Source organism: Streptomyces sp. NPDC045026, from assembly GCF_056432625.1.
This window is the reverse complement of record NZ_JBWKIS010000033.1, coordinates 13,263-38,671: the sequence shown is the minus strand read 5'-3', so window position 1 is coordinate 38,671 and position 25,409 is coordinate 13,263. Positions and strand designations below refer to the sequence as shown.

At 71.6% G+C, this 25,409-nt stretch carries 25 protein-coding genes; 8 read left to right on the top strand and 17 right to left on the bottom strand.

Going from position 1 to position 25,409, the window contains the following annotated elements; all coding sequences use genetic code 11:
• Nucleotides 1-32 precede the first annotated feature (32 nt).
• From AC07EJ_RS39965 to AC07EJ_RS39945, 5 genes are all read right to left on the bottom strand, one after another.
• Nucleotides 33-1,181, bottom strand: coding sequence for a hypothetical protein (locus AC07EJ_RS39965; protein WP_389488358.1), 1,149 nt, complete (start codon nucleotides 1,179-1,181; stop codon nucleotides 33-35).
• Nucleotides 1,178-2,200, bottom strand: coding sequence for a COG1470 family protein (locus AC07EJ_RS39960; RefSeq protein WP_389488361.1), 1,023 nt, complete (start codon nucleotides 2,198-2,200; stop codon nucleotides 1,178-1,180). Before AC07EJ_RS39960 ends, AC07EJ_RS39965 begins: the two co-directional genes overlap by 4 nt.
• A gap of 51 nt (nucleotides 2,201-2,251) precedes the next feature.
• Entirely contained in the window at nucleotides 2,252-2,953 is a 702-nt protein-coding gene (locus AC07EJ_RS39955) for an LPXTG cell wall anchor domain-containing protein (RefSeq protein ID WP_389488363.1), read from the bottom strand.
• Between the two features lie 194 nt (nucleotides 2,954-3,147).
• Nucleotides 3,148-3,669 (bottom strand): ATP-binding protein, encoded by a 522-nt coding sequence (locus AC07EJ_RS39950; RefSeq protein ID WP_389488366.1) that lies wholly within the window; start codon nucleotides 3,667-3,669, stop codon nucleotides 3,148-3,150.
• Nucleotides 3,670-3,883: 214 nt separating this feature from the next.
• Nucleotides 3,884-4,252: an STAS domain-containing protein gene (locus AC07EJ_RS39945; RefSeq protein ID WP_383087002.1), complete on the bottom strand. Its 369-nt coding sequence runs from the start codon at nucleotides 4,250-4,252 to the stop codon at nucleotides 3,884-3,886.
• Nucleotides 4,253-4,514: 262 nt separating this feature from the next.
• Between AC07EJ_RS39945 and AC07EJ_RS39940 the strand changes: the two genes are divergently transcribed.
• Nucleotides 4,515-5,399: an RNA polymerase sigma factor SigF gene (locus AC07EJ_RS39940; RefSeq protein WP_389488369.1), complete on the top strand. Its 885-nt coding sequence runs from the start codon at nucleotides 4,515-4,517 to the stop codon at nucleotides 5,397-5,399.
• A gap of 74 nt (nucleotides 5,400-5,473) precedes the next feature.
• On the opposite strand, the gene hutI is transcribed toward AC07EJ_RS39940, so the two are convergent.
• The 5 genes from hutI to AC07EJ_RS39915 all read right to left on the bottom strand — a co-directional run bounded on the left by hutI (nucleotide 5,474) and on the right by AC07EJ_RS39915 (nucleotide 12,179).
• A complete protein-coding gene (hutI, locus tag AC07EJ_RS39935) occupies nucleotides 5,474-6,649 on the bottom strand; it encodes an imidazolonepropionase (RefSeq protein WP_389488372.1) in 1,176 nt (391 codons plus the stop codon).
• A 186-nt stretch (nucleotides 6,650-6,835) separates the two neighbouring features.
• The gene (locus tag AC07EJ_RS39930) at nucleotides 6,836-8,188 is read right to left on the bottom strand and encodes a formimidoylglutamate deiminase (RefSeq protein WP_389477550.1); all 1,353 of its coding nucleotides are present in this window, start codon (nucleotides 8,186-8,188) and stop codon (nucleotides 6,836-6,838) included.
• Nucleotides 8,179-9,381, bottom strand: a complete 1,203-nt coding sequence (locus tag AC07EJ_RS39925; protein ID WP_389478070.1) for an allantoate amidohydrolase — start codon at nucleotides 9,379-9,381, stop codon at nucleotides 8,179-8,181. Before AC07EJ_RS39925 ends, AC07EJ_RS39930 begins: the two co-directional genes overlap by 10 nt.
• A 20-nt stretch (nucleotides 9,382-9,401) precedes the next feature.
• Entirely contained in the window at nucleotides 9,402-11,066 is a 1,665-nt protein-coding gene (gene hutU / locus AC07EJ_RS39920; protein ID WP_389477552.1) for a urocanate hydratase, read from the bottom strand.
• A 144-nt stretch (nucleotides 11,067-11,210) separates the two neighbouring features.
• Nucleotides 11,211-12,179, bottom strand: a complete 969-nt coding sequence (locus AC07EJ_RS39915) for an NAD(P)-dependent oxidoreductase (protein WP_389477554.1) — start codon at nucleotides 12,177-12,179, stop codon at nucleotides 11,211-11,213.
• A gap of 250 nt (nucleotides 12,180-12,429) precedes the next feature.
• Here AC07EJ_RS39915 and AC07EJ_RS39910 point away from each other — a divergent pair, with 250 nt between their 5' ends.
• The 4 genes from AC07EJ_RS39910 to AC07EJ_RS39895 are packed head-to-tail and all read left to right on the top strand — an operon-like array spanning nucleotide 12,430 to nucleotide 14,559.
• Nucleotides 12,430-12,828, top strand: a complete 399-nt coding sequence (locus tag AC07EJ_RS39910; protein ID WP_100597931.1) for a hypothetical protein — start codon at nucleotides 12,430-12,432, stop codon at nucleotides 12,826-12,828.
• Nucleotides 12,825-13,628, top strand: coding sequence for a transcriptional regulator (locus tag AC07EJ_RS39905; protein ID WP_389477556.1), 804 nt, complete (start codon nucleotides 12,825-12,827; stop codon nucleotides 13,626-13,628). Before AC07EJ_RS39910 ends, AC07EJ_RS39905 begins: the two co-directional genes overlap by 4 nt.
• A 38-nt stretch (nucleotides 13,629-13,666) precedes the next feature.
• Nucleotides 13,667-14,143: a roadblock/LC7 domain-containing protein gene (locus tag AC07EJ_RS39900; RefSeq protein ID WP_329573056.1), complete on the top strand. Its 477-nt coding sequence runs from the start codon at nucleotides 13,667-13,669 to the stop codon at nucleotides 14,141-14,143.
• A gap of 41 nt (nucleotides 14,144-14,184) precedes the next feature.
• The gene (locus AC07EJ_RS39895; protein WP_389477559.1) at nucleotides 14,185-14,559 is read left to right on the top strand and encodes a roadblock/LC7 domain-containing protein; all 375 of its coding nucleotides are present in this window, start codon (nucleotides 14,185-14,187) and stop codon (nucleotides 14,557-14,559) included.
• Between the two features lie 74 nt (nucleotides 14,560-14,633).
• On the opposite strand, the gene AC07EJ_RS39890 is transcribed toward AC07EJ_RS39895, so the two are convergent.
• The 6 genes from AC07EJ_RS39890 to AC07EJ_RS39865 form a co-directional block, all read right to left on the bottom strand.
• Nucleotides 14,634-15,056: a hypothetical protein gene (locus tag AC07EJ_RS39890; protein ID WP_389477561.1), complete on the bottom strand. Its 423-nt coding sequence runs from the start codon at nucleotides 15,054-15,056 to the stop codon at nucleotides 14,634-14,636.
• 72 nt (nucleotides 15,057-15,128) lie between these two features.
• Nucleotides 15,129-16,529: a purine-cytosine permease family protein gene (locus AC07EJ_RS39885; RefSeq protein WP_389477563.1), complete on the bottom strand. Its 1,401-nt coding sequence runs from the start codon at nucleotides 16,527-16,529 to the stop codon at nucleotides 15,129-15,131.
• 14 nt (nucleotides 16,530-16,543) lie between these two features.
• Nucleotides 16,544-17,488 (bottom strand): ABC transporter substrate-binding protein, encoded by a 945-nt coding sequence (locus AC07EJ_RS39880; protein WP_389477565.1) that lies wholly within the window; start codon nucleotides 17,486-17,488, stop codon nucleotides 16,544-16,546.
• Between the two features lie 11 nt (nucleotides 17,489-17,499).
• Nucleotides 17,500-18,171 carry an ABC transporter permease gene (locus AC07EJ_RS39875; RefSeq protein WP_389477567.1) on the bottom strand — a complete coding sequence of 224 codons (672 nt, stop codon included), beginning with the start codon at nucleotides 18,169-18,171 and terminating at the stop codon, nucleotides 17,500-17,502.
• A gap of 1 nt (nucleotide 18,172) precedes the next feature.
• On the bottom strand, nucleotides 18,173-18,820 hold the full coding sequence (locus tag AC07EJ_RS39870; protein WP_362897614.1) for an ABC transporter permease: 648 nt from the start codon (nucleotides 18,818-18,820) through the stop codon (nucleotides 18,173-18,175).
• Nucleotides 18,817-19,935, bottom strand: a complete 1,119-nt coding sequence (locus tag AC07EJ_RS39865) for an ABC transporter ATP-binding protein (protein WP_389477570.1) — start codon at nucleotides 19,933-19,935, stop codon at nucleotides 18,817-18,819. Before AC07EJ_RS39865 ends, AC07EJ_RS39870 begins: the two co-directional genes overlap by 4 nt.
• A 154-nt stretch (nucleotides 19,936-20,089) precedes the next feature.
• Between AC07EJ_RS39865 and AC07EJ_RS39860 the strand changes: the two genes are divergently transcribed.
• Nucleotides 20,090-21,655 carry an aromatic amino acid ammonia-lyase gene (locus tag AC07EJ_RS39860; protein ID WP_383881193.1) on the top strand — a complete coding sequence of 522 codons (1,566 nt, stop codon included), beginning with the start codon at nucleotides 20,090-20,092 and terminating at the stop codon, nucleotides 21,653-21,655.
• Entirely contained in the window at nucleotides 21,652-22,485 is an 834-nt protein-coding gene (locus AC07EJ_RS39855) for a MurR/RpiR family transcriptional regulator (RefSeq protein WP_478886090.1), read from the top strand. The genes AC07EJ_RS39860 and AC07EJ_RS39855 overlap by 4 nt, the downstream gene beginning before the upstream one ends.
• A 281-nt stretch (nucleotides 22,486-22,766) precedes the next feature.
• On the opposite strand, the gene AC07EJ_RS39850 is transcribed toward AC07EJ_RS39855, so the two are convergent.
• Nucleotides 22,767-24,158 (bottom strand): cystathionine beta-synthase, encoded by a 1,392-nt coding sequence (locus tag AC07EJ_RS39850; protein ID WP_389477577.1) that lies wholly within the window; start codon nucleotides 24,156-24,158, stop codon nucleotides 22,767-22,769.
• A 171-nt stretch (nucleotides 24,159-24,329) separates the two neighbouring features.
• Between AC07EJ_RS39850 and AC07EJ_RS39845 the strand changes: the two genes are divergently transcribed.
• Nucleotides 24,330-25,373 carry an SGNH/GDSL hydrolase family protein gene (locus AC07EJ_RS39845; RefSeq protein WP_389477580.1) on the top strand — a complete coding sequence of 348 codons (1,044 nt, stop codon included), beginning with the start codon at nucleotides 24,330-24,332 and terminating at the stop codon, nucleotides 25,371-25,373.
• The last annotated feature ends 36 nt before the right edge of the window (nucleotides 25,374-25,409 follow it).

The following is a 25,409-nucleotide window of genomic DNA, read 5'->3' as shown; positions in this document are numbered from 1 at the left end:
GACGCCGGCCGCGCTCACTCTCCGTTGGGTGCTCACGTGTTTCCCTTCGTTGTCGGGCTGTTGTCTGACGGTGCGGAGAGCTGACCGGCCGGTGCGCCCGGATCCGTGTCGGGGGTGAACCAGGGCAGGGCCGTAGAAGTAGAGGTGGAAGTAGCGGAAGCCTTGGTGGGGTCGGGGGCCTTGTCCGTGGAGCGGCGGGACGATTCCGGGAGGGTCAGCTTCGGCAGCCGCGCCGTCACTTCGGACAGGCGCAGCCCGCTGCGGTGACGTCCCGCCCCGCCGGACCGCCGGGGCCTTACGCGGTCCACGACCGCCATCCCGATCCGGAACACCGCCGCCGGGATCACGACGCAGAGCAGGATCCAGAAGAGGGTGACCCCCCAGGGACGGCCCACGCCCCACGGCTGCTCGGCCAGGACCTTGCCGCCGAACTTGAGCGAGACGAGGTAGTTGCCGTGCGCGCCCGAGGTGAGTTCGACGGGCAGCTTGATCTGCGCCTTCCGGCCGGGGGCGATCGTGCCGCGCCACTGCTGGTCCTCCCACTGCGGGGCGAACACCCCGTGGGAGGTGCCGACCTGGAAGACCGGGTCCTTGAGGGGGGCCGAGCCGACGTTGCCGACGGTGAAGACGAACGTGCGTGTCGCCGGGGCGCCGAACCAGGTCAGGACGCCGCTCGACCCGTCGAGCCGGGTGTCGGTGAGGACGGACAGCTTCCCGGCACCCGCCTGCGCGGGGAGGGCCTTGACGGGGTGGCCCGCGACCTTGAGCACCGCGTCCACCTGCGCCTTGTCGCCGGTGACGGTCGCTACATGGACGACGCACGGGCAGGGCACGGGCGGCTCGGCGACCGGGAGCTCCTTGCTGAAGGTTCCGTCGGACCCTGTGGTGACGGCCCGGCCGTCGGCGTTGGCACAGGAGTTGGTGCCGCCGATGACTCCCTTGCCGGGTTCGGACTGGCCGCAGATGAGCATCATGAGCAGCGTCTTCGAGCGCCAGCCCGAGCCACTGACGGTGATCGAACCGCCGGTCCCCGCCTGGGACTTGGAGAGAGTGACGGCCGGTCCTTCCGCGGCGGAGGCGGCGGAGACGGCCTGCTGCGGCAGGGCGGCGAGGCCGAGCGCGGTGACCAGGACGAGCGCTGCCGCCCACAGCCGGGGCCCGCAGCGGTGGCGGCGGTTCATGACCAACTCCCTTGGATCTCTGAAATCTCTGGGATCTCTGCGCTCTCTGGGATCTCTGGGGTCTCCGAGCTCTCTGGGGTCCCGTGGTCCGGGTGGTCCGGGCGGTCGCCGTTCCCCCCGTCCTCCGCCTGCCGTCGTCGGCGTACGAGCCAGAAGGCCCCTCCCCCGGCAGCCAGCAGAGCGGCGCCCGCCCCCGCGACGCCGCCCCACGGCACGAACCGCTTCGTCGCCGTCGCCTCGTCGTGGGCGCCGCCGCCGGCCGTGACAGTGAGCCGCACCCGGACCGAGTCGAGGGCGGGGGTGTTCGTCCAGGGTTCGCTGAGGGTGACGCGGCGGCCGGGCAGCAGCTCGACCGGCAGGGTGCGCGGGCGCCGGTCGAGCGCCCGGCCGAGTACGCCGTCGGCGCGCACAGCCAGTCTCGGCGTCAGCACGGTGTTGCCGCGGTTGACTAGGTCGTACGAGATCCGGCCGCCGGCGACCCGGACCCGCTCGACGGTGAGCGCCGAGAGGGTGGGGCCGCTGACCCGCAGATGGATGCTGACTCCGGAGTCACGTCCGTTCGCGCTGGCCACGACGGCGCCCGGGTGGTCGCCGGGGGTGGCGTCGGCCGGGACGGTGACGGTGAAGGGGACCTCGGCGCGGGTGCGCGCCGGGATCTTCACCTCGCGCCGGGCGAAGGTGATCCACGCGCCCGTGTCGGTCGACTTCGTGCGCAGGGAGAGGGCGCCGGTGCCGGTGTTGTCGGCGTCGGCGCCGCGCAGCCGTACGGTCAGGGGGCTGTCGCCGGGGTTGGTGACGGCCACCTTGTCCTGGAGCACGGTGCCGGGCACCCCCTCCGCGTAGAAGTAGGGGCGACCGTCCTGCGCGGGCCTGGTGCCGCCGCCGGCGGACGGGGTGACGGACCAGGCGGGCGCCGTGCCGGACGCGGCCGCCGGGACCGCCCCTGCCACTGCGGCCAGCAGGACAGCGGCCCCGCACAGCGCGCGCAGGCGGGCGCGGGCCCGGGGAGGGGACGGCATCGGCGGCTCCAGGTCATCGCGTACGGGTGTCGGACGGGCGGGCCGCCGCGGTCAGCGCGCCGCCTGGTTGCGCCGCGTCAGCCACAGCACGCCCGCCGCGCCGGCGAGCAGCACCGTGCCGCCGAGGGTGCCGAGCGCGATCGCGGAGTCCTCGGGTCCCGTCTGCGGCAGTTCGCCGCCGGAGGGGGCACTCGCGGAGCCGCCCGTCGAGCCGCCCGAAGTGCCGCCGCCCCCGGCCGACTTGACGTCCAGGGTCAGTGACGGCTTCGGGCTGTTCGCGGGTGTGCACGTCGTCGTGGTGCCGAGTGCCTTGATGGTGAGGACACCGGCGGTGAAGGTGACCTTGCCGCTCTTCGCCGGCGTGTAGGTGCCCGACAGATCGCTGATCTTGATGGGGGTGTTGGCGGGGATCGCCTCCGCGTTCGGCGGTCCGGACACCGGCAGGGAGCCCGTTTCCGCACCGCCCAGCTTGATGACGGCGCTGGGCTTCATCGCGCCCTTGCCGAGCTCCACCGGGCTGGACGACACGCCCTTCTGGAAGGACATGGTGATCTTGTAGCCGCTGCCGCTCTTGACGCCCTTGATGTCGATCGGGGAGACCGCTCCCTTGTTCCCGATCGGCGTCTTGCACTGGTAGTTGACGTCCTGCACATCGGCCTGGGCTGCGGGGGCGGCCATCAGCACCCCGGAGCCGGCCAGGGCCGCGGCCAGCGCGAGCGCTGCCGTTCGCTTCTGGTACGTCCGGTACGACACCTCGAGTTCCCCTCATGCCGGGAGTTCCTGAGTTGCACGCGCCAAGTTACTGACGGCACATCAGATTGGGCGCTCAAGGTACGCCGGGGACCTTGCCGAGGGAAGACATAAGTGCGCGCCGGATCCGATGGGATCCGGCGCGGGCGAAAAGACATACGAACGCTGGGTAACCCCAAGCCCCCCAAGGCCTCCGGTCAGGCGGGCGCTCCGACTTCGGCCCAGACGGTCTTGCCGGGGACGCCCGTGGCCCTGACGACCCCCCAGTCCATGCACAGGCGCTGCACGATGAACATTCCGTGCCCGCCGGGCCGGCCGGCGCGGTGCGGGGTCCGGGGCGCGGGCTGCCCGGCCCCCCGGTCGGAGACCTCGATGCGCAGCACCTTGCTGTCGCAGGAGATGCGCAGCTCCTCGGGGCCCTCGGCGTGCAGGCAGGCATTGGTGACCAGCTCGGAGACGACGAGCAGGACGTCCTCGGCGGCGGCCCGCCGGTCGGCTGTGTCCGCCGGCATCCAGCCCCAGGCGTGCAGCGCCTCGCGGGCGAAGTCACGGGCCAGGGGGACGATGCCGGCCGCCCCGACCAGGTTCAGCGTGCGGCTCTGGTGCCCGGCTGTCCGTCCGACGTCGGCGGAGGACAGACCTGGCGTGCCACCGGTATCGCCGGTGGCTTCCGGCTCCGGGCCGCGGTCGCCCGGCGAGTAAGGCCGGGTGGCGCTCATCAGCACTTCACCTCACCGAGACTCTTGACGTGTGATGTGTGGAAAAGATTCGCCGTGGAGGCGTGGTCCGGTGTGGGACCCAGCTTGTCTCCTGCCCGACCGATCCGTGAGAACACCCACTTGTTCGGCATGGCTGGTGTGACGCTGGTAACGCCTCGATCACGTAGAGACAACTGACGCGTAACTTCCGTGCTTCACCTGCGTACGCGCCCTGTCAGTCGTCGAGAGCCGCGTCGAGCGACTCGTGGACGGTGAAGACGGCCTCCGCGCCGGTGATCTCGAAGACCCGGGCCACCACGGGCAGCATCCCGGCCAGATGGACTCCGCCTCCGGCGGCTTCCGCCTTGAGGCGGGCACCGAGCAGCACATTGAGCCCGGTCGAATCACAGAACTCGAGCCGTGAGCAGTCGATCACCAGCCGTGAGAATCCGGCGGTGAGGCAGCTCTCCAGGGGTTCTCGCAATAGATCGGCGGTGTGGTGATCCAGCTCACCCACCGGAGTCACGACGGCGCTGGCGCCCTCTTCCCGCACCTCGACCAGAAGCCGGCCCCGATGCGCGCTGCCGACTGTCCCGCGGTCCATGACGTCTCTCTCTTCCGAGTCTTCTCGACCGTCGTGGCTGTTCATTGACGCCCTCGAACACTACGCCTTTGCTACGCCCTCCGGTACCCGAACAACCCCTAGGAATCGGACATTTACCCACATAGCGCACTTGCGGGCGGAGCGTAAAAGCGGGTAGGCCTAGTAAGGACAGCTATCGACCACGGCCGGCTACGGAGGCGCCGCACACCGCAGTGCACGTATTGGCATCGGCAGCCATATGCCGAGAACGATGGAGGACATCATGTCACCCCGGCTCGACGAATCGCGTACTGACCAGGCGTCGACGTCGACACCCCCACCGGAACACGAGGCCTTCGACAACCTGGCCGGCCTGCCGGAGATCCCGCCTTTCGACGAGGTGGCTCCCCGGGATGCACGGGCCCTGTCCAAAACGCTCTTCGAACGGCTGGAGTCCCTCGAAGAGGGCACCCACGAGTATTCGTATGTCCGTAACACGCTGGTTGAACTCAATCTCGCCCTGGTGAAGTTCGCGGCGTCCCGGTTCCGCTCCCGCAGCGAGCCGATGGAGGACATCATCCAGGTCGGCACGATCGGCCTCATCAAGGCGATCGACCGCTTCGAGCTGAGCCGTGGCGTCGAGTTCCCGACCTTCGCGATGCCGACCATCGTCGGCGAGATCAAGCGCTTCTTCCGTGACACGTCCTGGTCGGTCCGCGTTCCGCGGCGGCTCCAGGAGCTCCGTCTCGATCTTGCCAAGGCGGGCGACGAACTCGCCCAGCAGTTCGACCGCGCACCGACGGTGGGCGAGCTCGCCGAGCGCCTGGGCATCACGAACGACGAGGTCGTCGAGGGCATGGCCGCCTCCAACGCCTACACGGCCAGCTCCCTGGACGCGCAGCCCGAGGAGGACGACTCCGAGGGCGCGCTCGCGGACCGCATCGGGTACGAGGACCACGGGCTCGAGGGCATCGAGTACGTCGAGTCCCTGAAGCCCCTGATCGCCGAACTCCCGTCCCGGGACCGGAAGATCCTCTCCCTGCGTTTCGTCGCCAACATGACGCAGTCGGAGATCGGTGAGGAGCTGGGCATCTCCCAGATGCACGTGTCCCGGCTGCTCTCGCGGACGCTGGTGCGCCTGCGCAAGGGCCTCACGCTGGACGAATAGCCGTCACGCCGGCCCGCCTCCGCGCACTCGGCGCGGAGGCGGCGCGTGCGTGCGGAGGCGGCGTGTGTGCCCGGTCAGGCGGCGCGCACGCCGCGCCGCCAGACCGCGGACACCAGCGGTACGCCCGGCCGGTACGCCAGGTGGACGTGGCTCGGCGCGTCGAGCAGGGCCAGGTCCGCGTACGCCCCCGGCGTCACGCGGCCGATGTCGTCGCGGCGCAGCGCCCGCGCGCCGCCCGCCGTCGCTGACCAGATCGCCTCGTCCGGCGTCATCCCCATGTCCCGTACGGCCAGGGCGATGCAGAACGGCACCGAGGACGTGAAGGACGAGCCCGGGTTGCAGTCCGTGGACAGCGCCACGGTCGCGCCCGCGTCCAGGAGACGGCGGGCGTCGGGCCACTCGGCGCGCGTCGAGAACTCCGCGCCCGGCAGCAGCGTGGCGACCGTGCCGCTGTTCGCGAGAGCGTCGACGTCCGCGTCCGTGAGGTGCGTGCAGTGGTCGGCGCTCGCCGCGTCGAGTTCCACGGCGAGCTGGACCCCGGGCCCGTAACTGAGCTGGTTCGCGTGGACGCGGGGGTGCAGGCCGCGGGCCTTGCCGGCGCTGAGGATCGTGCGGGCCTGGTCGCCGTCGAAGGCGCCCTTCTCGCAGAAGACGTCGATCCAGCGGGCGTGCGGGGCGCAGGCGTCCAGCATCTCGCCGGTGACGAGCGCGACGTAGGCGGCCGGGTCGTCCGCGTAGTCCGGCGACACGATGTGCGCGCCGAGGTAGGTGACCTCGTCGGTGTGGCGCGCCGCGATGCGCAGCGCCCTCGCCTCGTCCTCGACGGTCAGCCCGTAGCCCGACTTCGTCTCGAAGGTCGTCGTGCCCTGGCGCAGCGCCTCGGCGAGGTAGTGGGTGAGGTTCGCCTCCAGCTCCGCGTCGGTGGCGGCACGGGTGGCCGCGACCGTCGTACGGATGCCTCCGGCGGAGTAACTGCGGCCCGACATGCGGGCGTTGAACTCCTGGGTGCGGTCGCCCGCGAACACCAGGTGGGAGTGGGAGTCGACGAAGCCGGGGATGACGGCGCGGCCCTCGGCGTCGTGGGTGGCGTCGGCCGGCGGGACCTTTGCGGTGGGGCCCACCCAGGCGACGCGGTCGCCTTCCATGACGACGGCAGCGTTCTCGACGAGTCCGAGGGGACCGTCGCCGAGGGCCGGATCATTGGTGACGAGTGAGCCGATGTTGGTGAGGGCGGTGGTGGTCTTCGTCATGGTTTCTCTCCGTGGGTGGATTGTTCTTCTTCCCCGAACCCGCCCCTTCCCGACAGTCCCGGGGCTCCGCCCCGGACCCCGCTCCTCAAACGCCGGAGGGGCTGGAATGTCCAGCCCGTCCGGCGTTTGAGGACGAGCCCGAAGGGCGATCGCGGGGGTCTGGGGGCGCAGCCCCCCAGGACGTGTTCAGGCCCGCAGCACCCCGATCGCCGCTGTCAGCGCCCCCGCGACATCCCCGACCAGCTCGTGCTGCCCGTCACGCACCACGTGCCGGCCACCCACGACCGTATGCCGCACATCCGCGGCCGACGCCGCGAACACCGCCGTCTCCGCGCCGAGCCGCGGCAGCGGGCCCGCCGTGCGTACGGAGTCCAGCGCCACCGTCGTGAGGTCGGCGAGCGCCCCGCGTTCGATCCGTCCGGCGTCGGTCCAGCCGAGCGCCGCGTGCCCGTCGGCCGTGGCCGCGCGCAGCAGGGCCGCCGCCGTCCAGTGGCCCCGGGTCCGCGTGCGCAGCCGCTCGTTCAGCTCCATCGCCCGCGCCTCTTCGAAGAGGTCGATGACGGCGTGGCTGTCCGAGCCCAGGGAGAGCGGTGAGCCCTCCTTCTGGAGGGCGACGGCGGGGCCGATGCCGTCGGCCAGGTCGCGTTCCGTGGTGGGGCACATGCACGTGCCCGTGCCGGAGCCGCCGAGCAGGGCGATGTCCTCGTCGGTGAGGTGCGTGTTGTGGACGCCCGTGGTGTTCGGGCCGAGCACGCCGTGGTCCGCGAGGAGCCGGGTCGGCGTGCGGCCGTGCGCGGCCAGGCACGCCTCGTTCTCCGCGGTCTGCTCGGAGAGGTGGACGTGCAGGGGCGCGCCGCGCGTGCTCGCCCACTCGGCGACCGTGCCGAGCTGGTCCGCGGGGACGGCCCGCACGGAGTGGATCGCCGCGCCGATGCGTGCGTGGTCGCGGTCCTTGAGGAGCGTGGCCCGCTCGGCCCACGCCTCGGTGGTGCCGTCGGAGAAGCGCCGCTGGTGGCGGTCGGGCTCCTTGCCGCTGTGCTTGTCCCCTATGGCCGAGGAGACGTACGCCGTGTCGAGGAGCGTGATGCGGATGCCGGCCTCGGCGGCGGCCGCGATCAGGGCCTCGCCCATCGCGTTCGGGTCGTCGTACGGGGTGCCGCCCGGCGCGTGGTGCAGGTAGTGGAACTCGCCGACGGTGGTGATCCCGGCGAGCGCCATCTCCGCGTACACCGCCCTGGCGAGCGCGTGGTACGTGTCCGGGGTCAGCCGGTCCGCGACCGCGTACATGACCTCGCGCCACGTCCAGAACGTGCCCGAGCCCACCTGGACGGTGGAGCGCAGGGCGCGGTGGAAGGCGTGGCTGTGGGCGTTGGCCAGGCCGGGGACGGTCAGACCGCGCAGGACTCTCGCGCCGGGGGGCGGGGTGCCGACGCCGGTGCGCACGTCCGCGATGCGGCCGTCGGGGGACACCTCGACGACCACGCCCGGCTCGACCTCCGGGTCGAGCCAGGCATGCTCCAGCCAGTACGTCACCTGCACGCCAAGCCCTCCAGTACGTCGGCGAGTGCGCTCACTCCGGCGAGGCAGTCGTCCTCCGCGGCGTGTTCGGCCGGGGAGTGCGAGACGCCCGTGGGGTTGCGCACGAACAGCATGGCGGTCGGCACGGAGTCCGCGAGGATTCCGGCGTCGTGTCCCGCGCCGGTACCGAGGACCGGGACGGTGAGCTGGTCGTCGGTGCCGAGGATGCGGCCGAGTTCGTCGCGCAGCGCGTGGTCGAACTCGACGACCGGCGTGAACGACTCGCGCACGGTCTCCAGGTCGATGCCGTGCGCGTCGGCGTACTCGCGGGCCGCCTTCTCGACGGCCGTGACGACCGTGTCGAGGGTCTGCTGGTCGGCGGCGCGGGAGTCGAGCCAGCCGCGGACCAGGGACGGGATGGCGTTGACGCCGTTCGGCTCGACGGAGATCTTGCCGAACGTGGCGACGGCGCCCGCGAGTTCCGCCTCGCGGCGGGCCGCCAGGACGGTCTGCGCGTACGACAGCATCGGGTCGCGGCGGTCCACGAGACGGGTGGTGCCCGCGTGGTTGGCCTCGCCGCGGAAGTCGAAGCGCCAGCGGCCGTGCGGCCAGATGGCGCTCGCGATGCCCACGGCGTCGCCGGACAGGTCCAGGGCGCGGCCCTGCTCCACGTGCAGCTCGACGAACGCGCCGATGCGCGCGAGCCGCTCGGGGTCGGGCCCGATCGCCTCCGGGTCGTGGCCCGCCCGCTCCATGGCCTGCGGGAGGCTGACGCCGTCGCCGTCCCGCAGCTGCGCCGCCTGCTCGGGGGTGAGCCGGCCCGCGGTGAGGCGGGAGCCGACGCAGGCCAGGCCGAACCGGGCGCCCTCCTCGTCACCGAAGTTGGTGAGCGCGAGGGGTCGGGTGAACTCCACTCCCCTGTGGCGGAGTTCGTCGAGGGCGGCGAAGGACGACACGACCCCGAGGGGCCCGTCGAACGCGCCGCCGTCCGGTACGGAGTCCAGGTGGGAGCCCGTGACGACGGCGTCCCCCGCGGCGGGGTCGCCGAGCCAGGCCCACTGGTTGCCGTTGCGGTCGAGTTCGTAGGTGAGACCGCGGGACTCGGCCTGCGCCTTGAACCACGCCCGGCAGTCGGTGTCGGCGCCGGTCCAGGCGTAGCGGCGGTAGCCGCCGCTCTCGTCGTTGCGGCCGATGGGCGCGAGGTCGCGCCACATCTCGCCGAAGGAAGAACTCGTCACGCGTCGTCACCCTCGCGCATCGGAACCCGCACCCCGCGCTCGGCCGCGACGTCGGCCGCGTGCTCGTAGCCCGCGTCGACGTGGCGGATGACGCCCATCGCCGGGTCGTTGGTGAGGACGCGCTCGATCTTCTGCGCGGCCAGCTCGGTGCCGTCGGCGACGCAGACCTGGCCGGCGTGGATGGAGCGGCCCATGCCGACGCCGCCGCCGTGGTGGATGGAGACCCAGGAGGCGCCGGAGGCCGTGTTGACCAGGGCGTTGAGCAGCGGCCAGTCGGCGATGGCGTCGGAGCCGTCCTTCATGGCCTCGGTCTCGCGGTACGGGGAGGCGACCGAGCCGGAGTCGAGGTGGTCACGGCCGATGGCGACCGGGGCGGAGAGCTCGCCGGAGGCGACCATCTCGTTGAACTTCAGACCGGCCAGGTGGCGCTCGCCGTAGCCGAGCCAGCAGATGCGCGCGGGCAGGCCTTCGAAGGCGATCCGCTCGGCGGCCATGTCGATCCAGCGGTGCAGGTGCTTGTTCTCCGGGAACAGCTCCTTGATCGCCTTGTCGGTCTTGGCGATGTCCTCCGGGTCGCCGGACAGGGCGGCCCAGCGGAACGGGCCGAGGCCCTCCTCGAACAGCGGGCGGATGTGCGCCGGGACGAAGCCGGGGAAGTCGAAGGCGCGCTCGCAGCCCGCCTTGCGGGCCTCGTCGCGGATGGAGTTGCCGTAGTCGAAGACCTCGGCGCCGCGGTCGAGGAAGCCGATCATGGCCTCGACGTGCAGGCGCATCGAGTGGCGCGCCTTGTCGGTGAAGCCGGCCGGGTCGGCCTCGCGCTCCTTGTCCCAGTCCTCGACCGAGATGCCGACGGGCAGGTAGGCCAGCGGGTCGTGGGCGGAGGTCTGGTCGGTGACGATGTCGATCGGGGCCTCGCGGCGCAGCAGCTCCGGGAAGATCTCGGCGGCGTTGCCCACCACTCCGATGGACAGGCCGCGGCGCTCGTCACGGGCCTGGACCGCGAGCTCGAGGGCGTGGTCCAGGTTGTCGGCCTTCACGTCCAGGTAGCGGGTGCCGATGCGGCGGTCGATGCGGGTCTCGTCGACGTCGACGCAGATCGCGACGCCCTCGTTCATGGTGACCGCGAGGGGCTGGGCGCCGCCCATGCCGCCGACGCCGGCGGTGAGGGTGATGGTCCCGGCGAGGGTGCCGTTGAACTTCTTGCGGGCGACGGCGCCGAAGGTCTCGTACGTGCCCTGGACGATGCCCTGCGAGCCGATGTAGATCCACGAACCGGCCGTCATCTGGCCGTACATGGTCAGGCCCTCGGCCTCCAGCTTGCGGAACTCCTCCCAGTTGGCCCAGTCGCCCACCAGGTTGGAGTTGGCGAGCAGCACGCGCGGCGCCCACTCGTTCGTGCGCATCACGCCGACCGGCTTGCCGGACTGCACGAGGAGGGTTTCGTCCGACTTCAGCGTCTTGAGCGTGCGCACGATCGCGTCGAACGCCTCCCAGGACCGGGCCGCCTTGCCGGTGCCCCCATAGACGACCAGCTTGTCGGGGTGCTCGGCAACCTCGGCGTCGAGGTTGTTCATGAGCATCCGCAGGGCGCCCTCCTGCTGCCATCCCAGGGTGTTCAGTTCCGTACCGCGCGGGGCTCGTACGGGGCGGGGTCCTGACATGGCTGCCTCCTAGAAAATGTTGCCGTGGTTATTCACATCCTGGCGCTATGAATAGAGCTAGTCAATACATCTCCACGGCGGGTTGACCCACTGACGCCCGTGGCGACAGCGGGTAGGGGGACAGCGGGTGTGGCTTTACGGGTGTCAGTAGCCGCGGCCGGGGTCCACGGCGAGCACGGGGGTGCGCCCCGCGCGCAGCTCATCCCAGCAGAGCGCGAAGTCGGCGCACACGTCGTCGGGCCCGGTGATGCCCGCGGAGTGCGACGTGACCACGGTGCGCGGCAGCCGCCACACCGCGGCGTCGGATGCGGCGGGTTCCTCACGCAGCACGTCGAGCACCGCCGCGCGCACCGCGCCCTCGTCCAGGGCCGCGGCGAGCGCTGCCAGGTCGACACCGGCCCCGCGGCCGGTGTTGAGGAATGTGGCGCCGCGCATGGCGGCGAAGCGCTCGGCGCCGAAGTAGCCCTCCGTACCGGCGGTCAGCGGAAGGGCGGACACCACCCAGCGCGCCCGGCCGAGCAGGGCGTCGGCCGTCTCGGCCGTGACCACCTCTCCACCGTCCGGCAGGGTGCGGGCGGTCCGCGCGACGTTCAGGGTGCGGATGCCGCAGCCGCGCAGATACGCCGCCACGCGTTCGCCGATGCGGCCCGCGCCGTAGACCAACGCGAGCTGTCCCGCCGCGAGTTCGGAGGGGATGCGGCGCCATTGTGCGCGCTGCTGCTGCTCCAGGAAGGACGGGACGGTCTGGCACTCGGCGAGGATCCAGGCCAGTACGTACTGGGCGATCCGCTCGCCCATGCGGCCCACGGTGCGGGTGAGGAGCGCGCCCTCGGGCCAGGTTCCGGAGACGAGGAGCGCGTCGACGCCCGCGTTGGTGCTGTGGAACCAGCGGAGTCGACCTCCGCGCAGCGATTCCGGCAGGACGGGGCCCACGTGGATGACGGGCTGCTCGGGATCCGGCGCGGACGACGCGTCGTAGCGTGCCACGGTGCGGCCGGTGATCTTCTCCAGTCCCTCGCGTACAGAGTCCGGCAGCGCGGGATCGATCAGGACCACCGCCCGTTCCAGCTCACCGAAGTGCCGCACCATCTGTCCCCTCGCCCTGCCGGTCATGAATTGATGGCCCATCAATCTATCGGACGAGGAAGGTGGTTGATGTTCTTCGCGCACTGCGCGCAAGGACCTGCGGGAGCTTCCGCAGGGGGCGCTCGATGCCCCCGACTCCCGCGGATATCAAGCCGGTTGGCGGATTTTAGTAGCTCCGCGCATGTTCCACTGGAAAATGCCAGAACCCTCACCTGGCCTCCGTACGTTGCGTAGCGTCGTGCACACGGCCGAACGTCACGTACGGGAGGAGTCCGGTGTGCCCGGAATCGACGAGTGCCTGCTGGAAGCCATGCGGCTGCCCGGTGCGCGGGGTGCCTCTGTGGTCGACTGGACCAGCGGGCTCGCCCTCGGCACCGTCGGGGACTCGCCGAACGGGGACCACGAGGCGACCGCCGCGGAAGCCGCCGAGCTGGCCCGGATGACAGCCGAGCACCGCGCCTTCGCGCCCGCCGGCGGCGCCGACTGGTCCGCCGGCGAGCCGCCGGTCGAGGACGTCATCGTCACCAGCCGCGACGGCTATCACGTGCTGCGCTTCGTGCGGACCACGTTCGACAGCAGCGTCTTCCTCCATCTCTGGCTCGACCGGGAACAGGGCAACCTGGCGCTGTCCCGCATCCGGCTCGGCGAGATGGCGGACCGGCTGGTGCTCGGGTGACCGCGACGGCAGCGGCCAGGGCCGAGGGGCGCACCACGGCACCGGCCGGAGTCTCCCCCATGCTGCGCCGCCTCGCCGAGGAGCGGGCCACCGGCGCCCTGCTGCGCGACCGCGGCACGCTCTACCTCGCCGACGGACAGGTCGTGCACGCCGAGAGCCCCGCGACGCCCGGCATCGACGTCCTGCTCACCACCGGCGGCACCCTGCACCCCGACGGCTGGTGGGAGGCCGTCGACGCGGCCGGGACACGGCAGCGGGTCGGCCGCTACCTCGTGGAGAGCGGCCGGCTCACCGACGGCGCGCTCGAACTGTGCCACCTGGGCGCCCTCTACGACGCCGCGTTCTTCGCCCTCGCGCCCAGCGGCGCCCCGGCCCGCTTCCGCTACGGCGCCGCCCACTGGTTCGGCACCGTCCACCCCGTCTCCGTCGCGTCCGTGGAGGCCGAGACGCTGCGCCGGCGCGAGCTGCTGCACGGCATCCGGCCCGACGCCGCGACCGACACGGCGCCCCTCGAACGGGACGGCGGCGGCCACAGCCCCGCCGTGCCACCGCGCCAGCGCGCGGTGCTCGCCCTGGTGGACGGGGCGCGCACCGCGGCCGACATCTCCCACGTCCTCGGCAGGCCCGCCTTCCACACCCTGGTGGATCTGCGCAGACTCGCCGCCGCCGGCCTCGTACGGGCTGCGGCGCCGCGTCCTCTGCCGTCCGCCCCGGCCGTGCCCGCCTGGGCGGGCACGGCGTCGGCCGACGCCGATGTCGCCCTGTTACGCCGCCTCAGAGACGCGCTGGAGGCCCTGTGAGACGCGCGCTCCGCCAGCGCGCCGAGAGGAGACAGCTGATGACGGCCGAGGCAGAAGTCCTCGAAGAACTGCACCGGTTGAGGGCTCGCATGCCCCGCCTCACGGGTGCGCTCGCGGCGGGTGTCGACGGGCTCGTCCTCGCCCAGGACACCCCGGGCGTGGAGGCCGAGTCCCTCGCCGCGCTCACCGCCGCCTCGCTCGGTGTGGCCCTGCGCATGGCCGACGCGACGGGGCGCGGCGACCTCCGCGAACTCCTCGTGCGCGGCACGCACGGCTATGTGGCCACCTACGCGGCCGGCCCGTCAGCCGTCCTGACGCTGCTCGCGGACGACCAGGTCAGCGTCGGCCGCCTGCACCTGGAGGGCCGCCGCTCCGGGGCGCGTATCGGCGAACTCGTGGCGGACGTTCTGACACCCGTCGAACCGCGGCCCGCGCCCGACCGGCGCCAGCCACGGCCGTCGCCCCGGCAACAGCGGCTGCCGACACGCCCCGTACCGCCCCCGTCCGCTTCCTGACCGACTCCACCGCACACGCGCATCCCTCGAAAGGACCGACCATGGCCAACACCGAAGCCTCCCTCAAGGACGCCGTCACCTCGATCGAAGGCGCCACCGCCGCCGCGCTCGTCGACTACACGAGCGGGATGGCGCTCGGCACCATCGGCGGCAGCAAGGACTTCGACCTCGAAGTGGCCGCCGCGGGCAACACCGACGTCGTACGGGCGAAGCTCCGCACCATGGAGCACCTCGGCCTCAAGGACGAGATCGAGGACATCCTGATCACGCTCGGCACCCAGTACCACCTGATCCGCCTGCTGTCGGGGCGTTCCGGCAACGGCCTCTTCCTGTACCTGGTCCTCGACTCGAGCCGCGCGAACCTGGCGATGGCACGCCACCAGCTGAAGAGGATCGAGGTGGAGCTGGACGTCTGAGCCTCCTGGCCCTCCCGCCCGCTCAGGGACGGCGCCGCGCCCCGCTGGGTGCGGCGTCCCCCGCGCGCGGGGGCTCAGTCCTCCCAGTCCGAGGAGTCTCGCTCCTTGCGCGCCCCGAACCGCGGCATCCACCGCACCGCGTGCAGCGCGTTCACGCCGACGATGCCCGCCCAGGCGATCAGCAGGCCCGGCAGATCGGCGTTGACCACGGCGATCGCGGACAGCGGGATGGCGAGGACCAGGGAGACGATGCCGAAGCCGAAGCGCTCGCCCCAGCTGTCGCTGTCGCCGCGCGGTGAGCGCGTGCCCCGGGCGACGACCATCTGCTGCTCCGCCAGCTGCCGCCGGACCCGGCGGTCCACGGCACCGTCGAGGCGCTGCTCGACCTTGTCCAGGAACGAGTCGACCAGCGCGGACTCGTACTCTTCGCCGAGTTCCCTGCGTGCGTGCAGGGTGGCGTCGAGTTCCTTCTTGAGTTCGGCGTCACGGGCTTCCATACCGGCCAACGTTACGGAGCGAACCCCGCCGTGACAGTGGGGCTAGCCCCCCTCTTGTCCCTGGGCCGGGCCCTACTCGGCCGCCACCGGCTCACGCAGCGTCCGCTCGGGGATGTGCGCCGTGTTGCGCCGGGCCACGGCCCAGTACAGGACGGCCGGCACCACGAGGCCCACGATCCAGGAGATGTCGGCGCCGCCGAGCGGCCCGACGAGCGGACCCGTGTAGAAGGCCGTGGCGAGGAACGGGAGCTGGGCCAGGAGCCCGACGGCGTACACGGCGAGCGCGTCCCAGCGCCAGGCGCCGTAACGCCCGTGCGGGTCGGAGAGGGCCGGGATGTCGTACCGCTCCTTGGAGATCAGGTAGTAGTCGACCAGGTTGATCGCCGACCAGGGCGTGAAGAACGTCAGCAGGAACAGCAGGAAGTCCTTGAAGGACGACAGGAAGCTGTCCTTGCCGACCAGCGCGACCACCGTGCCCGCGATCATGATCAGCGCGATGTACGCGGTCCTGGCGCGCTGCGAGAGGACCTTCTGGCCCCGGAATCCGCTGACGCTCGTCACCATCGACATGAAGCCGCCGTACGTGTTGAGCACGTTGATGGTCAGCTTGCCGAGCGCGATCACGAAGTACAGGAACGAGGCGATGATCCCGGCGCCGCCGAGCCCGACCACGTAGCTGACCTGGTTGTCGAGGAACTTCTCGCCCGCGGTCGCCGCGACGAGGACGCCGAACGTCATCGACCACTGCGAACCGATCGCCGACCCGGACAGCGTCCACCAGAACGTGGCCTTCGCCGAGGTCGTGCGGGGCAGATAGCGCGAGTAGTCCGCGACGTACGGGCCGAAGGCGAGCTGCCAGGACGCGGAGAGCGAGATGGCGAGCAGGAACATCGGGGCGTCGAAGTGCACGTCGTGCAGCAGCGCGGACAGGTCGACCCGGTCCAGGAGCCGGATGCCGAGGTAGACGAAGGCGATCGCGCACACGATGCTGGCGACCCGGCCGAGCGCGTGGATGACGCGGTAGCCGACGGTCGCCATCGCGCCGGTGACCAGGGCGAACACGATGATGCCCGTGGTGTCGCCGGTGTGCGTGAGCTCACCGACCGCCTGCCCGGCGAGGACGCTGCCGCTGGCGAAGAACCCGACGTACATCAGGATCACCAGGAGCAGCGGGACGACCGCGCCGCGCACGCCGAACTGGGCGCGGGACTGGATCATCTGCGGCAGGCCGAGCCTCGGGCCCTGTGCCGAGTGCAGCGCCATGACGGCGCCGCCCAGCAGGTTGCCGACGACGAGACCGACGAGCGACCAGACCACGTCCCCGCCGAAGACGACGGCGAGTGCGCCCGTCACGACGGCGGTGATCTGGAGGTTCGCGCCGAGCCAGAGCGTGAACTGCGAGAACGCCGTGCCGTGGCGTTCCCCGTCGGGGACTACGTCGATGGAGCGCCGCTCCACGAGTGCTTCGGCCATGATCCGACTCTCCTTCAGCCCTTGCTCGTCTTGCTGATCCCGTGCTGGCGCGCGTACGCGTTCGCCACGTCCTCGGGGTCCTTCTTTTCCTTGTCCACCTGCCGGTTGAGCTCGGTGAGCTGCTCCGTCGTCAGGACGTTGCCCAGGCGCGCGAGCGCCTTGCGGACCGTCGAGTCGGCCTTGCGGTCGGCGACGAGCGGGACGACGTGCTGGCCGGGGACGAGGTTCTTGGGGTCGGTGAGGACGACCCAGTGGTTGTCGACGATGTCCGTGTCGGTGGTGAAGAGGTTCGCCACGTCGACGTCGCCCTTCTTCAGGGCGCCCTTGACGAGCGGCCCCGACGAGTCGAGGGACTTGAACTCCTTGAACTCGACGCCGTACACGTCCTTCAGGCCGACCGCGCCCACCTGGCGCTTCTTCACCTCGGGGGCGGCGCCGATGACGAGCTTGCCGTTGTGCTTCGCCAGGTCGGCGAGCGAGGTCAGCTTGTACTTCTTCGCCGTCTCGCTCGTGACGACGAACGCGTCGGAGTCCTCCGCCAGGCCGTAGGGCAGGATCTGCAGGCCCTTGGGCAGGGCGACGGCGAGGGCGTTCTGCATCTCGCCCTCCTCGGTGGCCGTCGACTTCGGGTCGAGGTAGTGCAGGAGGGCGCCCTGGTACTCGGGGAGCAGGTCGATGTCGCCGCCCTTGAGGGCGGGGATGAGGATCTCGCGGGTGCCGAGGTTGGGGCGCACCTTCGTCTTCACACCGGCCGCTTCGAGGGCCGCCGCGTACAGGTAGCCGAGCACCTGGTTCTCGGTGAAGTTGGCGGTGCCGATGGTGACGCCGTTCTTGCTGGAGCCACCGCCCCCGCCGCCCGAGCCCTGGCCGTCGAGAGAGGTGATGCCGCCGCCGCACGCGGCGAGCGCGGGGACGGAGGCTGCGGCGAACAGGCCGCCGAGGACAGTCCTGCGGTTCATCTTGCGTGCTCCTAGGCCGACTTGGCGGGACGGTGGCGGAAGAGGGCGCGCTGCAGTGCGGAGAGCCCGAGGTCGAGTACGACGGCGACGACCGCCACGAGGACGGCACCGCCGAGCACCTGCACGAGGTCGCGCTGGGCGAGCCCGTCGAAGACGTAGCGGCCGAGGCCACCGAAGGAGACGTACGCGGCGATGGTCGCCGTCGCGACGACCTGGATCAGGGCGAGCCGCAGGCCGGTCATGATCAGCGGCATCGCGAGCGGCAGCTCGACCTGGAACAGGACCTGGTGGCCGCGCATGCCCTGGCCGCGCGCCGCGTCCTTGACCTCCGGGTCGACGGCGGTCATGCCCGCGTAGGTGTTGGTGACGATCGACGGGACCGCGAGGGCCACGAGCGCGATGTAGACCGGCCACATCGACAGGCCGCTCGCCAGGAAGACGAGGACGACCAGGCCGACGGTCGGCAGCGCGCGGCCGAAGCTGGACAGGTTGATCGCGAGGAACGCGCCGCGCCCGGTGTGGCCGATGAGCAGGCCGAGCGGCAGGGCGATGACGGCCGCGATGAGCGTGGCGAGCAGCGAATACTGGAGGTGCTCGGCGAGGCGGTGCCCGATGCCGTCGGGGCCCGCCCACTGGTCGCCGTCGACCAGCCACGCGCCGAGGTTCTTGAAGAGCTCGTACATCTCAGGCACTCCTCCTGCGGCGGGTCCAGGGGGTCAGCACGTACTGCACGGCGACGAGGACCGCGTCCGCGGCGAGCGCGAGGAGCAGGGTCAGCACGACGCCGGCGATGACCGGGGTCGGGAAGTTGCGCTGGAACCCGTCGGTGAACAGCTGGCCGAGCCCGCCGTCACCGATGTACGTCGCCACGGAGACCAGGGAGATCGACATGACGGTCGCGATCCGCACCCCCGCCATGATCACCGGCAGCGCGAGGGGCAGTTCGACGGTGAGCAGGGTGCGCAGCGGGCGCGTCCCCATGGCCTTCGCGGCCTCCTTGGTCTTCGCCGGCACCGAGTCGAGGCCCTCGACGGTGTTCCGCAGGAGCACCACGAGCGTGTAGATCGTCAGGCCGATGACCGTGGTGGTGCGGGTGAGCCCGGAGACCGGGAGCAGCAGCACGAACACCGCGATCGACGGGATCGTGAACAGGACGTTCGAGAACCCGAGCAGGAAGCCGCGCAGCGGCTTGACGCGATGGGCGACGACGGCCAGCGGCAGCGAGATGACCAGGCCCAGCAGGACGGCGGACAGCGCTGCCTGGAGGTGCGAGACCGTGAGCGTGGTGAGGTCGGAGGTGTGCTCCGATATCCAGGACCAGTCGATGGTCATGAGGCCACGTCCGAGTCCTTCTGGACGGCGGCGGCGCTGGTGTCGTCGGCGGCGGCGTCGGCGTCCTTGGGCGTGTCCACGCGCGTGCCGGCGGCGATGTGGGCGAGGCCCGCGCGGTCGTGGATCTCGTCGCGGGACGTGACGCCCGTCAGGACGCCGTCCGCGTCGACCCGGGCCACGAGGCCGCCGGGCGCCGCGATCGACTCGTTCAGCGCCGACAGGAGCGAGTCGGTGTCCCGCAGCGGGCGCACCGGCACCTCGGCCGAGGTGCCCTCGTCGCGCCACAGCAGCGGCTTGCGGGCCGCGTCGAGGACCAGTTCCCAGCCGGTGCCCTCGGGGGCCGGCCCCTGGCCGACGTCCGCGAGCGTGGTCAGGGACAGCAGCTTCAGGCCGCGCTCGGCGCCCAGGAAGTCGGCGACGAAGTCGTCCGCGGGGCGGGCGAGCAGTTCGGCGGGCGGCGCGCACTGGACGAGGTGACCGCCCGTGCGGAAGACGGCTATCCGGTCGCCGAGCCGCACGGCCTCGTCGATGTCGTGCGTGACGAAGACGATGGTCTTGTTCAACTCCTGCTGGAGGCGCAGGAGTTCGTCCTGGAGCTGAGTACGGACGACGGGGTCGACCGCGCCGAACGGCTCGTCCATGAGCAGGACGGGCGGGTCGGCGGCGAGCGCGCGGGCCACGCCGACGCGCTGCTGCTGGCCGCCGGAGAGCTGGTGCGGGTAGCGCTTGCCGGCCTCGGCGGTGAGGCCGACGGTCTCCAGGAGCTCGGCCGCCCGCGCCCGCGCCTTGCGCCGGCCCCAGCCGAGCAGGAGCGGCACCGTCGCGATGTTGTCGAGGACGGTGCGGTGCGGGAAGAGGCCGGACTGCTGGATGACGTACCCGATGGAGCGGCGCAGCTCGGCCGCGTCCTGCTCGAGGACGTCACGGCCGCCGACGCGGATGGTGCCGGAGGTCGGGTCGACCATCCGGTTGATCATCCGCAGACTGGTCGTCTTGCCGCAACCGGAGGACCCGACGAAGACGGTCACGCCCCCTTCCGGCATGTCGAGCGTCAGGTCGTGCACTGCCGTCGTGCCGTTCGGGAAGCGTTTGTGGACCGTATCGAACTGGATCATGTGGAGTCCCCTTGCCCGGGCTGCATATCGTCATGCAGAGTTCTCTGTATCTGAATAAATTGTCAATGCCCCGGCGCACATCGCCCGGTAAATCGCTGGTTAACGCGACCGAGGGACGAGACAAAACGTCCGGTTGAGGAGGGTTTGGCGCACCATGTCGTCTCACATCGCGGACACCGCGGGTAAGCCCCGAATGACGGCCCCCCAGCGTCCCACGCCCGTCGTCGTGCTCGACGGGCACGGTCTCCCCGTGCCCGACGTCGTCCGCCTGGCAGACTCCGCCGCCAGGCCCGTCCCCGGCACCGACGCCATGAAACGCGTCGAGGAGTCCTGGAACGCCGCCCGCGAGATCGCCGCCTGGGGCCGCGTCTACGGCCGCTCCACCGGCGTCGGCGCGAACCGGAACGAGGACGTGCCCACCGAGGCCGCCGCCGACCACGGCCTGCGCCTGCTGCGCAGCCACGCCGGAGCCATCGGCGCCGAACTGCCCGCACGCCAGGTCCGCGCCATGCTCGCCGTCCGCGCCAACCAGCTCCTCGCCGGCGGCGCGGGACTGCGCCCCACCGTCGTCACGGCGCTCTGCGAAGCCCTGGAGACCGGCGCCTACCCGGTCGTCAACGAATTCGGCTCCGTCGGCACCGGCGACATCGCCGCCCTCGCCCAGATGGGCCTCGCCCTCGCCGGCGAACACCCCTGGCGCGGCGACGGCGCCCCCGAAGCCCAGCCCCTCGACAACAACGACGCCCTCGCCCTCATCAGCAGCAACGCCCTCACCCTCGGCCAGTCGGCCCTCGCCCTCCACGAACTGCGCGACCTGATCTCCGCCACCCAGCTCGTCGCCGCGCTCTCCCTGCTGGCCGTCGACGGCTCCTACGAGGCGTACGCCCTGCCCGTCCACGAGGCCCGCCACCACCGCGGCTCGTACGCCGTCGCCGCCCGCATGCGCACGATCCTCGGCGCCCCCGAACGCCCGACCCCGCCCCTCGGCCGCATCCAGGACCCGTACGGCTTCCGCTGCGTCCCCCAGATCCACGGCCCCGCCCAGGACGCCGCCGACGCCCTCGAAGACGTACTCACCGTCGAGATCAACGCCGCCGCCGAGAACCCCCTGATCTCCCCCCAGGACATGGCCGCCTACCACCACGGCGGCTTCTACATGGCCCAACTCGCCCTGGCGCTCGACCACTTCAGGCTCGCCATCGCCCAGGTCGCCCGGCTCTCCACGTCCCGTCTGTCCACCCTCAACGAACCCTCCTACACCCGCCTGCGCCCCTTCCTCGCCGACGGCGAACCCGCCTCGTCGGGCGTGATGATCCTCGAATACGCCGCCGGAGCGGCCCTCGGCGACCTGCGCGCCTTCGCCGCCCCCGCCTCGCTGGGCCACGCGGTCCTCTCCCGCGGCGTCGAGGAACAGGCCAGCTTCGCGTCCCTCGCCGCCCGCCAGACCCTGCGCGTCTGCGAGGCCTACCGCCTCGTCGTCGGCTGCGAACTGGTCGCCGCGGTAAGGGCGTTGCGCCAGCGCGACATGCGCCCCGACCCCGAACTCCCGGTCGGCCGGGCCTTCGCACTCGCGGATTCGGTCCTCGACCCGGACGCCACCGACCGTCCCCTGACGGAAGATGTCACCCGGGCCGCGGCGGGACTCCTGGACAGCTTCACCCGCATCGCCGACGGAACAGACACACCACACGGACATGACGGAACCGGGGGAACGGAATGAACGACAGCCCTGCCGCACGACTCCAGCAGCTCTTCGAGGTACACCGCCTGACACCCACTCAGCGCCGCATCGCGCACTGCATGGTGCGCCGCGCCGCCGACGTCCCGTTCCTCTCCTCCGTCGAACTCGCCGAGCTCGCCGGGGTCAGCCAGCCCTCCGTCACCCGCTTCGCCGTGGCACTCGGCTTCGACGGCTACCCCGCCCTGCGCAAACACCTGCGCGAGGTCGCCCCCGCCGAACCCCCCACGGCCACCTCGGCCAACGAGTACCAGCAGGCCGTCGAGGCCGAGATCGAGAACCTCCGCCACCTCGCGCAGCTCCTCGCCGACCCCGCCCCCGTCGAACGCGCGGGCCGCCTCCTCGCCGACTCCCGCCCGCTCCTCGTCCTCGGCCTGCGCGCCGCCGCCTCCCAGGCCTACGGCTTCTCGTACTTCGCGGCGAAGGTCCACCCCGACGTACGGCTCCTCGACGAGGGCGGCACGATGCTCGCCGACCGCATCGACGCCGCGGTCCGCGCCGGAGCCAGCGCCCTCCTCTGCTTCGCGCTGCCCCGCCACCCAAAAGAGGTCGTCGACGCGCTCGCCTACGCCAAGTCGGCCGGCCTCACCGTGATCACCGTCGCCGACTCGGCCTTCGCCCCCGTCGCCAAGCACTCGGACCTGCTCCTGCCCGCCGCGGTCGGCGAGGGCCTCGCCTTCGACACGGCGTGCTCACCGATGCTGCTCGGACGCGTGCTCCTGGAAGCGATGTGCGACAACCTGCCCGAGGCACAGGCCCGCCTGGAGGAATTCGACACACGCGCCACAGAGCGGGGCCTGTTCGTCGAGTAGAGGAGTGTTGCGCGGGGACCGCCGCACCCCCGTTGACGGGGGGCGGGACGACGGCGGTCCCCGCGAAGGACACGGAACCGGGTCAGGGCCGGGTCACCGCGTCCGCAGGCGTCCGTGGAGGTCCGGGAGCCGCTCCGGAGGTCCTTGACGCCGCTACGGTGCCGGCCTGGGCGGGGAGCCGCTCCCACCCCTGCCGACACCCACCAATGTGCCGGACCCGTGTTAAGCGGGTGCTGCGCGCACGTGACGCGCTCGTACCGATTGCACGAACCCGCTCCCGTTTACTTCCCGCCGCTCTTCGCGAGGAAGGACAGCAGGTCCTGACGGCTGACCACGCCCTTGGGCTTGCCCTCCACCAGGACGATCGCCGCGTCCGCGGAACCGAGCACGGCCATCAGGTCCTCCACCGGCTCACCCGAGCCGACCTGCGGCAGCGGCGCCGACATGTGCTTCTCGAGCGGGTCGCCGAGCGAGGCGCGCTGTGTGAACAGCGCGTCGAGCAGCTCCCGTTCGACGACGGACCCGATGACCTCGGCGGCCATCACGTCCGGGTGCCCGGCTCCCGGCTTCACGATGGGCATCTGCGAGACGCCGTACTCGCGGAGCACCTCGATGGCCTCACCGACGGTCTCCTCCGGGTGCATGTGGACGAGCGACGGGAGGGCGCCGCCCTCCTTGTCCTGGAGCACGTCGCCCACGCGCGCGCTCGTGCCGGTGTCGGCGAGGAAGCCGTAGTCGGCCATCCACTCGTCATTGAAGATCTTGCTCAGGTACCCGCGCCCGCTGTCCGGCAGCAGGACGACGACCACGCCGTCCGGGCCGAGGCGTTCCGCCACGCGGAGGGCCGCTACGACCGCCATGCCGCAGGAGCCGCCGACGAGGAGGCCCTCCTCCTTCGCGAGGCGGCGGGTCATCTGGAAGGAGTCCTTGTCGGAGACCGCGACGATCTCGTCCGCGACCGTGCGGTCGTACGCGGTCGGCCAGAAGTCCTCGCCCACGCCCTCCACGAGGTACGGGCGGCCGGAGCCGCCGGAGTACACCGAGCCCTCCGGGTCGGCGCCGATGACCTGTACGCGGCCTTCACTCACGTCCTTCAGATAGCGGCCGGTGCCGGAGATCGTGCCGCCCGTGCCCACGCCCGCCACGAAGTGCGTGATCTCGCCCTCCGTCTGCTCCCACAGCTCGGGGCCGGTGGAGTGATAGTGCGAGAGGGGGTTGTTGGGGTTGCTGTACTGGTCCGGCTTCCAGGCGCCGGGCGTCTCACGCACGAGCCGGTCGGAGACGTTGTAGTACGAGTCCGGGTGCTCGGGGTCGACGGCGGTCGGGCAGACGACGACCTCGGCGCCGTACGCGCGCAGCACATTGATCTTGTCGGTGCTCACCTTGTCGGGGCACACGAAGATGCACTTGTACCCCTTCTGCTGCGCCACGATGGCCAGGCCGACCCCCGTGTTGCCGCTGGTCGGCTCCACGATCGTGCCGCCGGGCTTGAGGGCGCCGCTCTCCTCCGCCGCCTCGATCATGCGCAGGGCGATGCGGTCCTTGACCGAACCGCCGGGGTTGAAGTACTCGACCTTGGCCAGGACGGTCGCCTGAATGCCTTCGGTCACGCTGTTGAGCCTCACGAGCGGGGTGTTGCCGACGAGGCTGATCATCGAGTCGTGGAATTGCACCGTTGTCTCCGGGCTGCGATGGATCTGCGAGGGATCCGCGATGTGATGTGCGGTCAGCGTAAGCCGAGTGCCGCCCCTTCACCGCCTGTTGCGATTGGCCGACCGTGCTCACGGGGCAATGACTGGATGTACGGCTGAAAAGGACTACGCAGAGGCAGGTGGCTGCGACGTATGTCGAGGGCGAGGGTGGCACGGCGGATCGCCGCGGGCGCGGCGTACGGCGGCGGCGGTATCGGTCTGGTCGGCGCGGCCGCGGTCGGTCTGGTGATCGCGGAGGTCCAGCTGGCGAAGCGGCAGGTGGGCAATCACGGCAGGGGGAGCGTGCAGGTCCCCTCAGCGAACGGTCTGTACGGGAGGGTGTTCGCCGAGCGTCCGGCCACGGAGGTGGCGGAGACGGAGCCGCTGCGGTTCGCGATGCTGGGGGACTCGACGGCGGCGGGGCAGGGCGTGCACCGGGCCCGGCAGACCCCGGGCGCGCTGCTCGCCTCGGGGCTCGCGGCGGTGGCCGAGCGGCCGGTGGAGCTGCGCAACGTGGCGTTGCCGGGCGCCAGGTCGGACGATCTGGACCGGCAGGTCGCGGTGATCCTCTCGGATCCGGACTGGGTGCCCGACGTGTGCGTCGTGATGATCGGCGCGAACGACGTGACGCACCGGATGCCGGCGACCCGGTCGGTGCGTCATCTGTCGGCGGCGGTGCGCAGGCTGCGTACGGCGGGTGCGGAGGTGGTCGTGGGGACGTGCCCGGATCTGGGCACGATCGAGCCGGTGAACCAGCCGCTGCGGTATCTGGCGCGGCGCGCTTCGCGGCAGCTGGCGGCGGCGCAGACGATCGGCACGGTGGAGCAGGGCGGGCGCACGGTGTCGCTGGGCGACCTGCTCGGCCCGGAGTTCCTGGCGAACCCGCGGGAGTTGTTCGGTCCCGACAACTTCCACCCGTCGGCGGAGGGGTACGCGACGGCGGCGATGGCGGTGCTGCCGACGCTGTGCGCGTCGCTGGGGCTGTGGCCGGAGGAGGAGCGTCCGGACGTGTCGCGGCGCGAGGGTTTCCTGCCGGTGGCCAGGGCGGCGGCCCAGGCGGCGGGAGAGGGCGGTACGGAGGTGACGGCCGCGATGCCGACGGGCCCGCGGGGTCCTTGGGCTCTGCTGAAGCGCCGCAGGCGCAGGCGGGTGGCGACGCAGGATCCGACGCCGCTGGACATCCAGCCGTTTCACTGACGCCCCTACCCCGACATCGCCCTGAGCAAGCGCTTA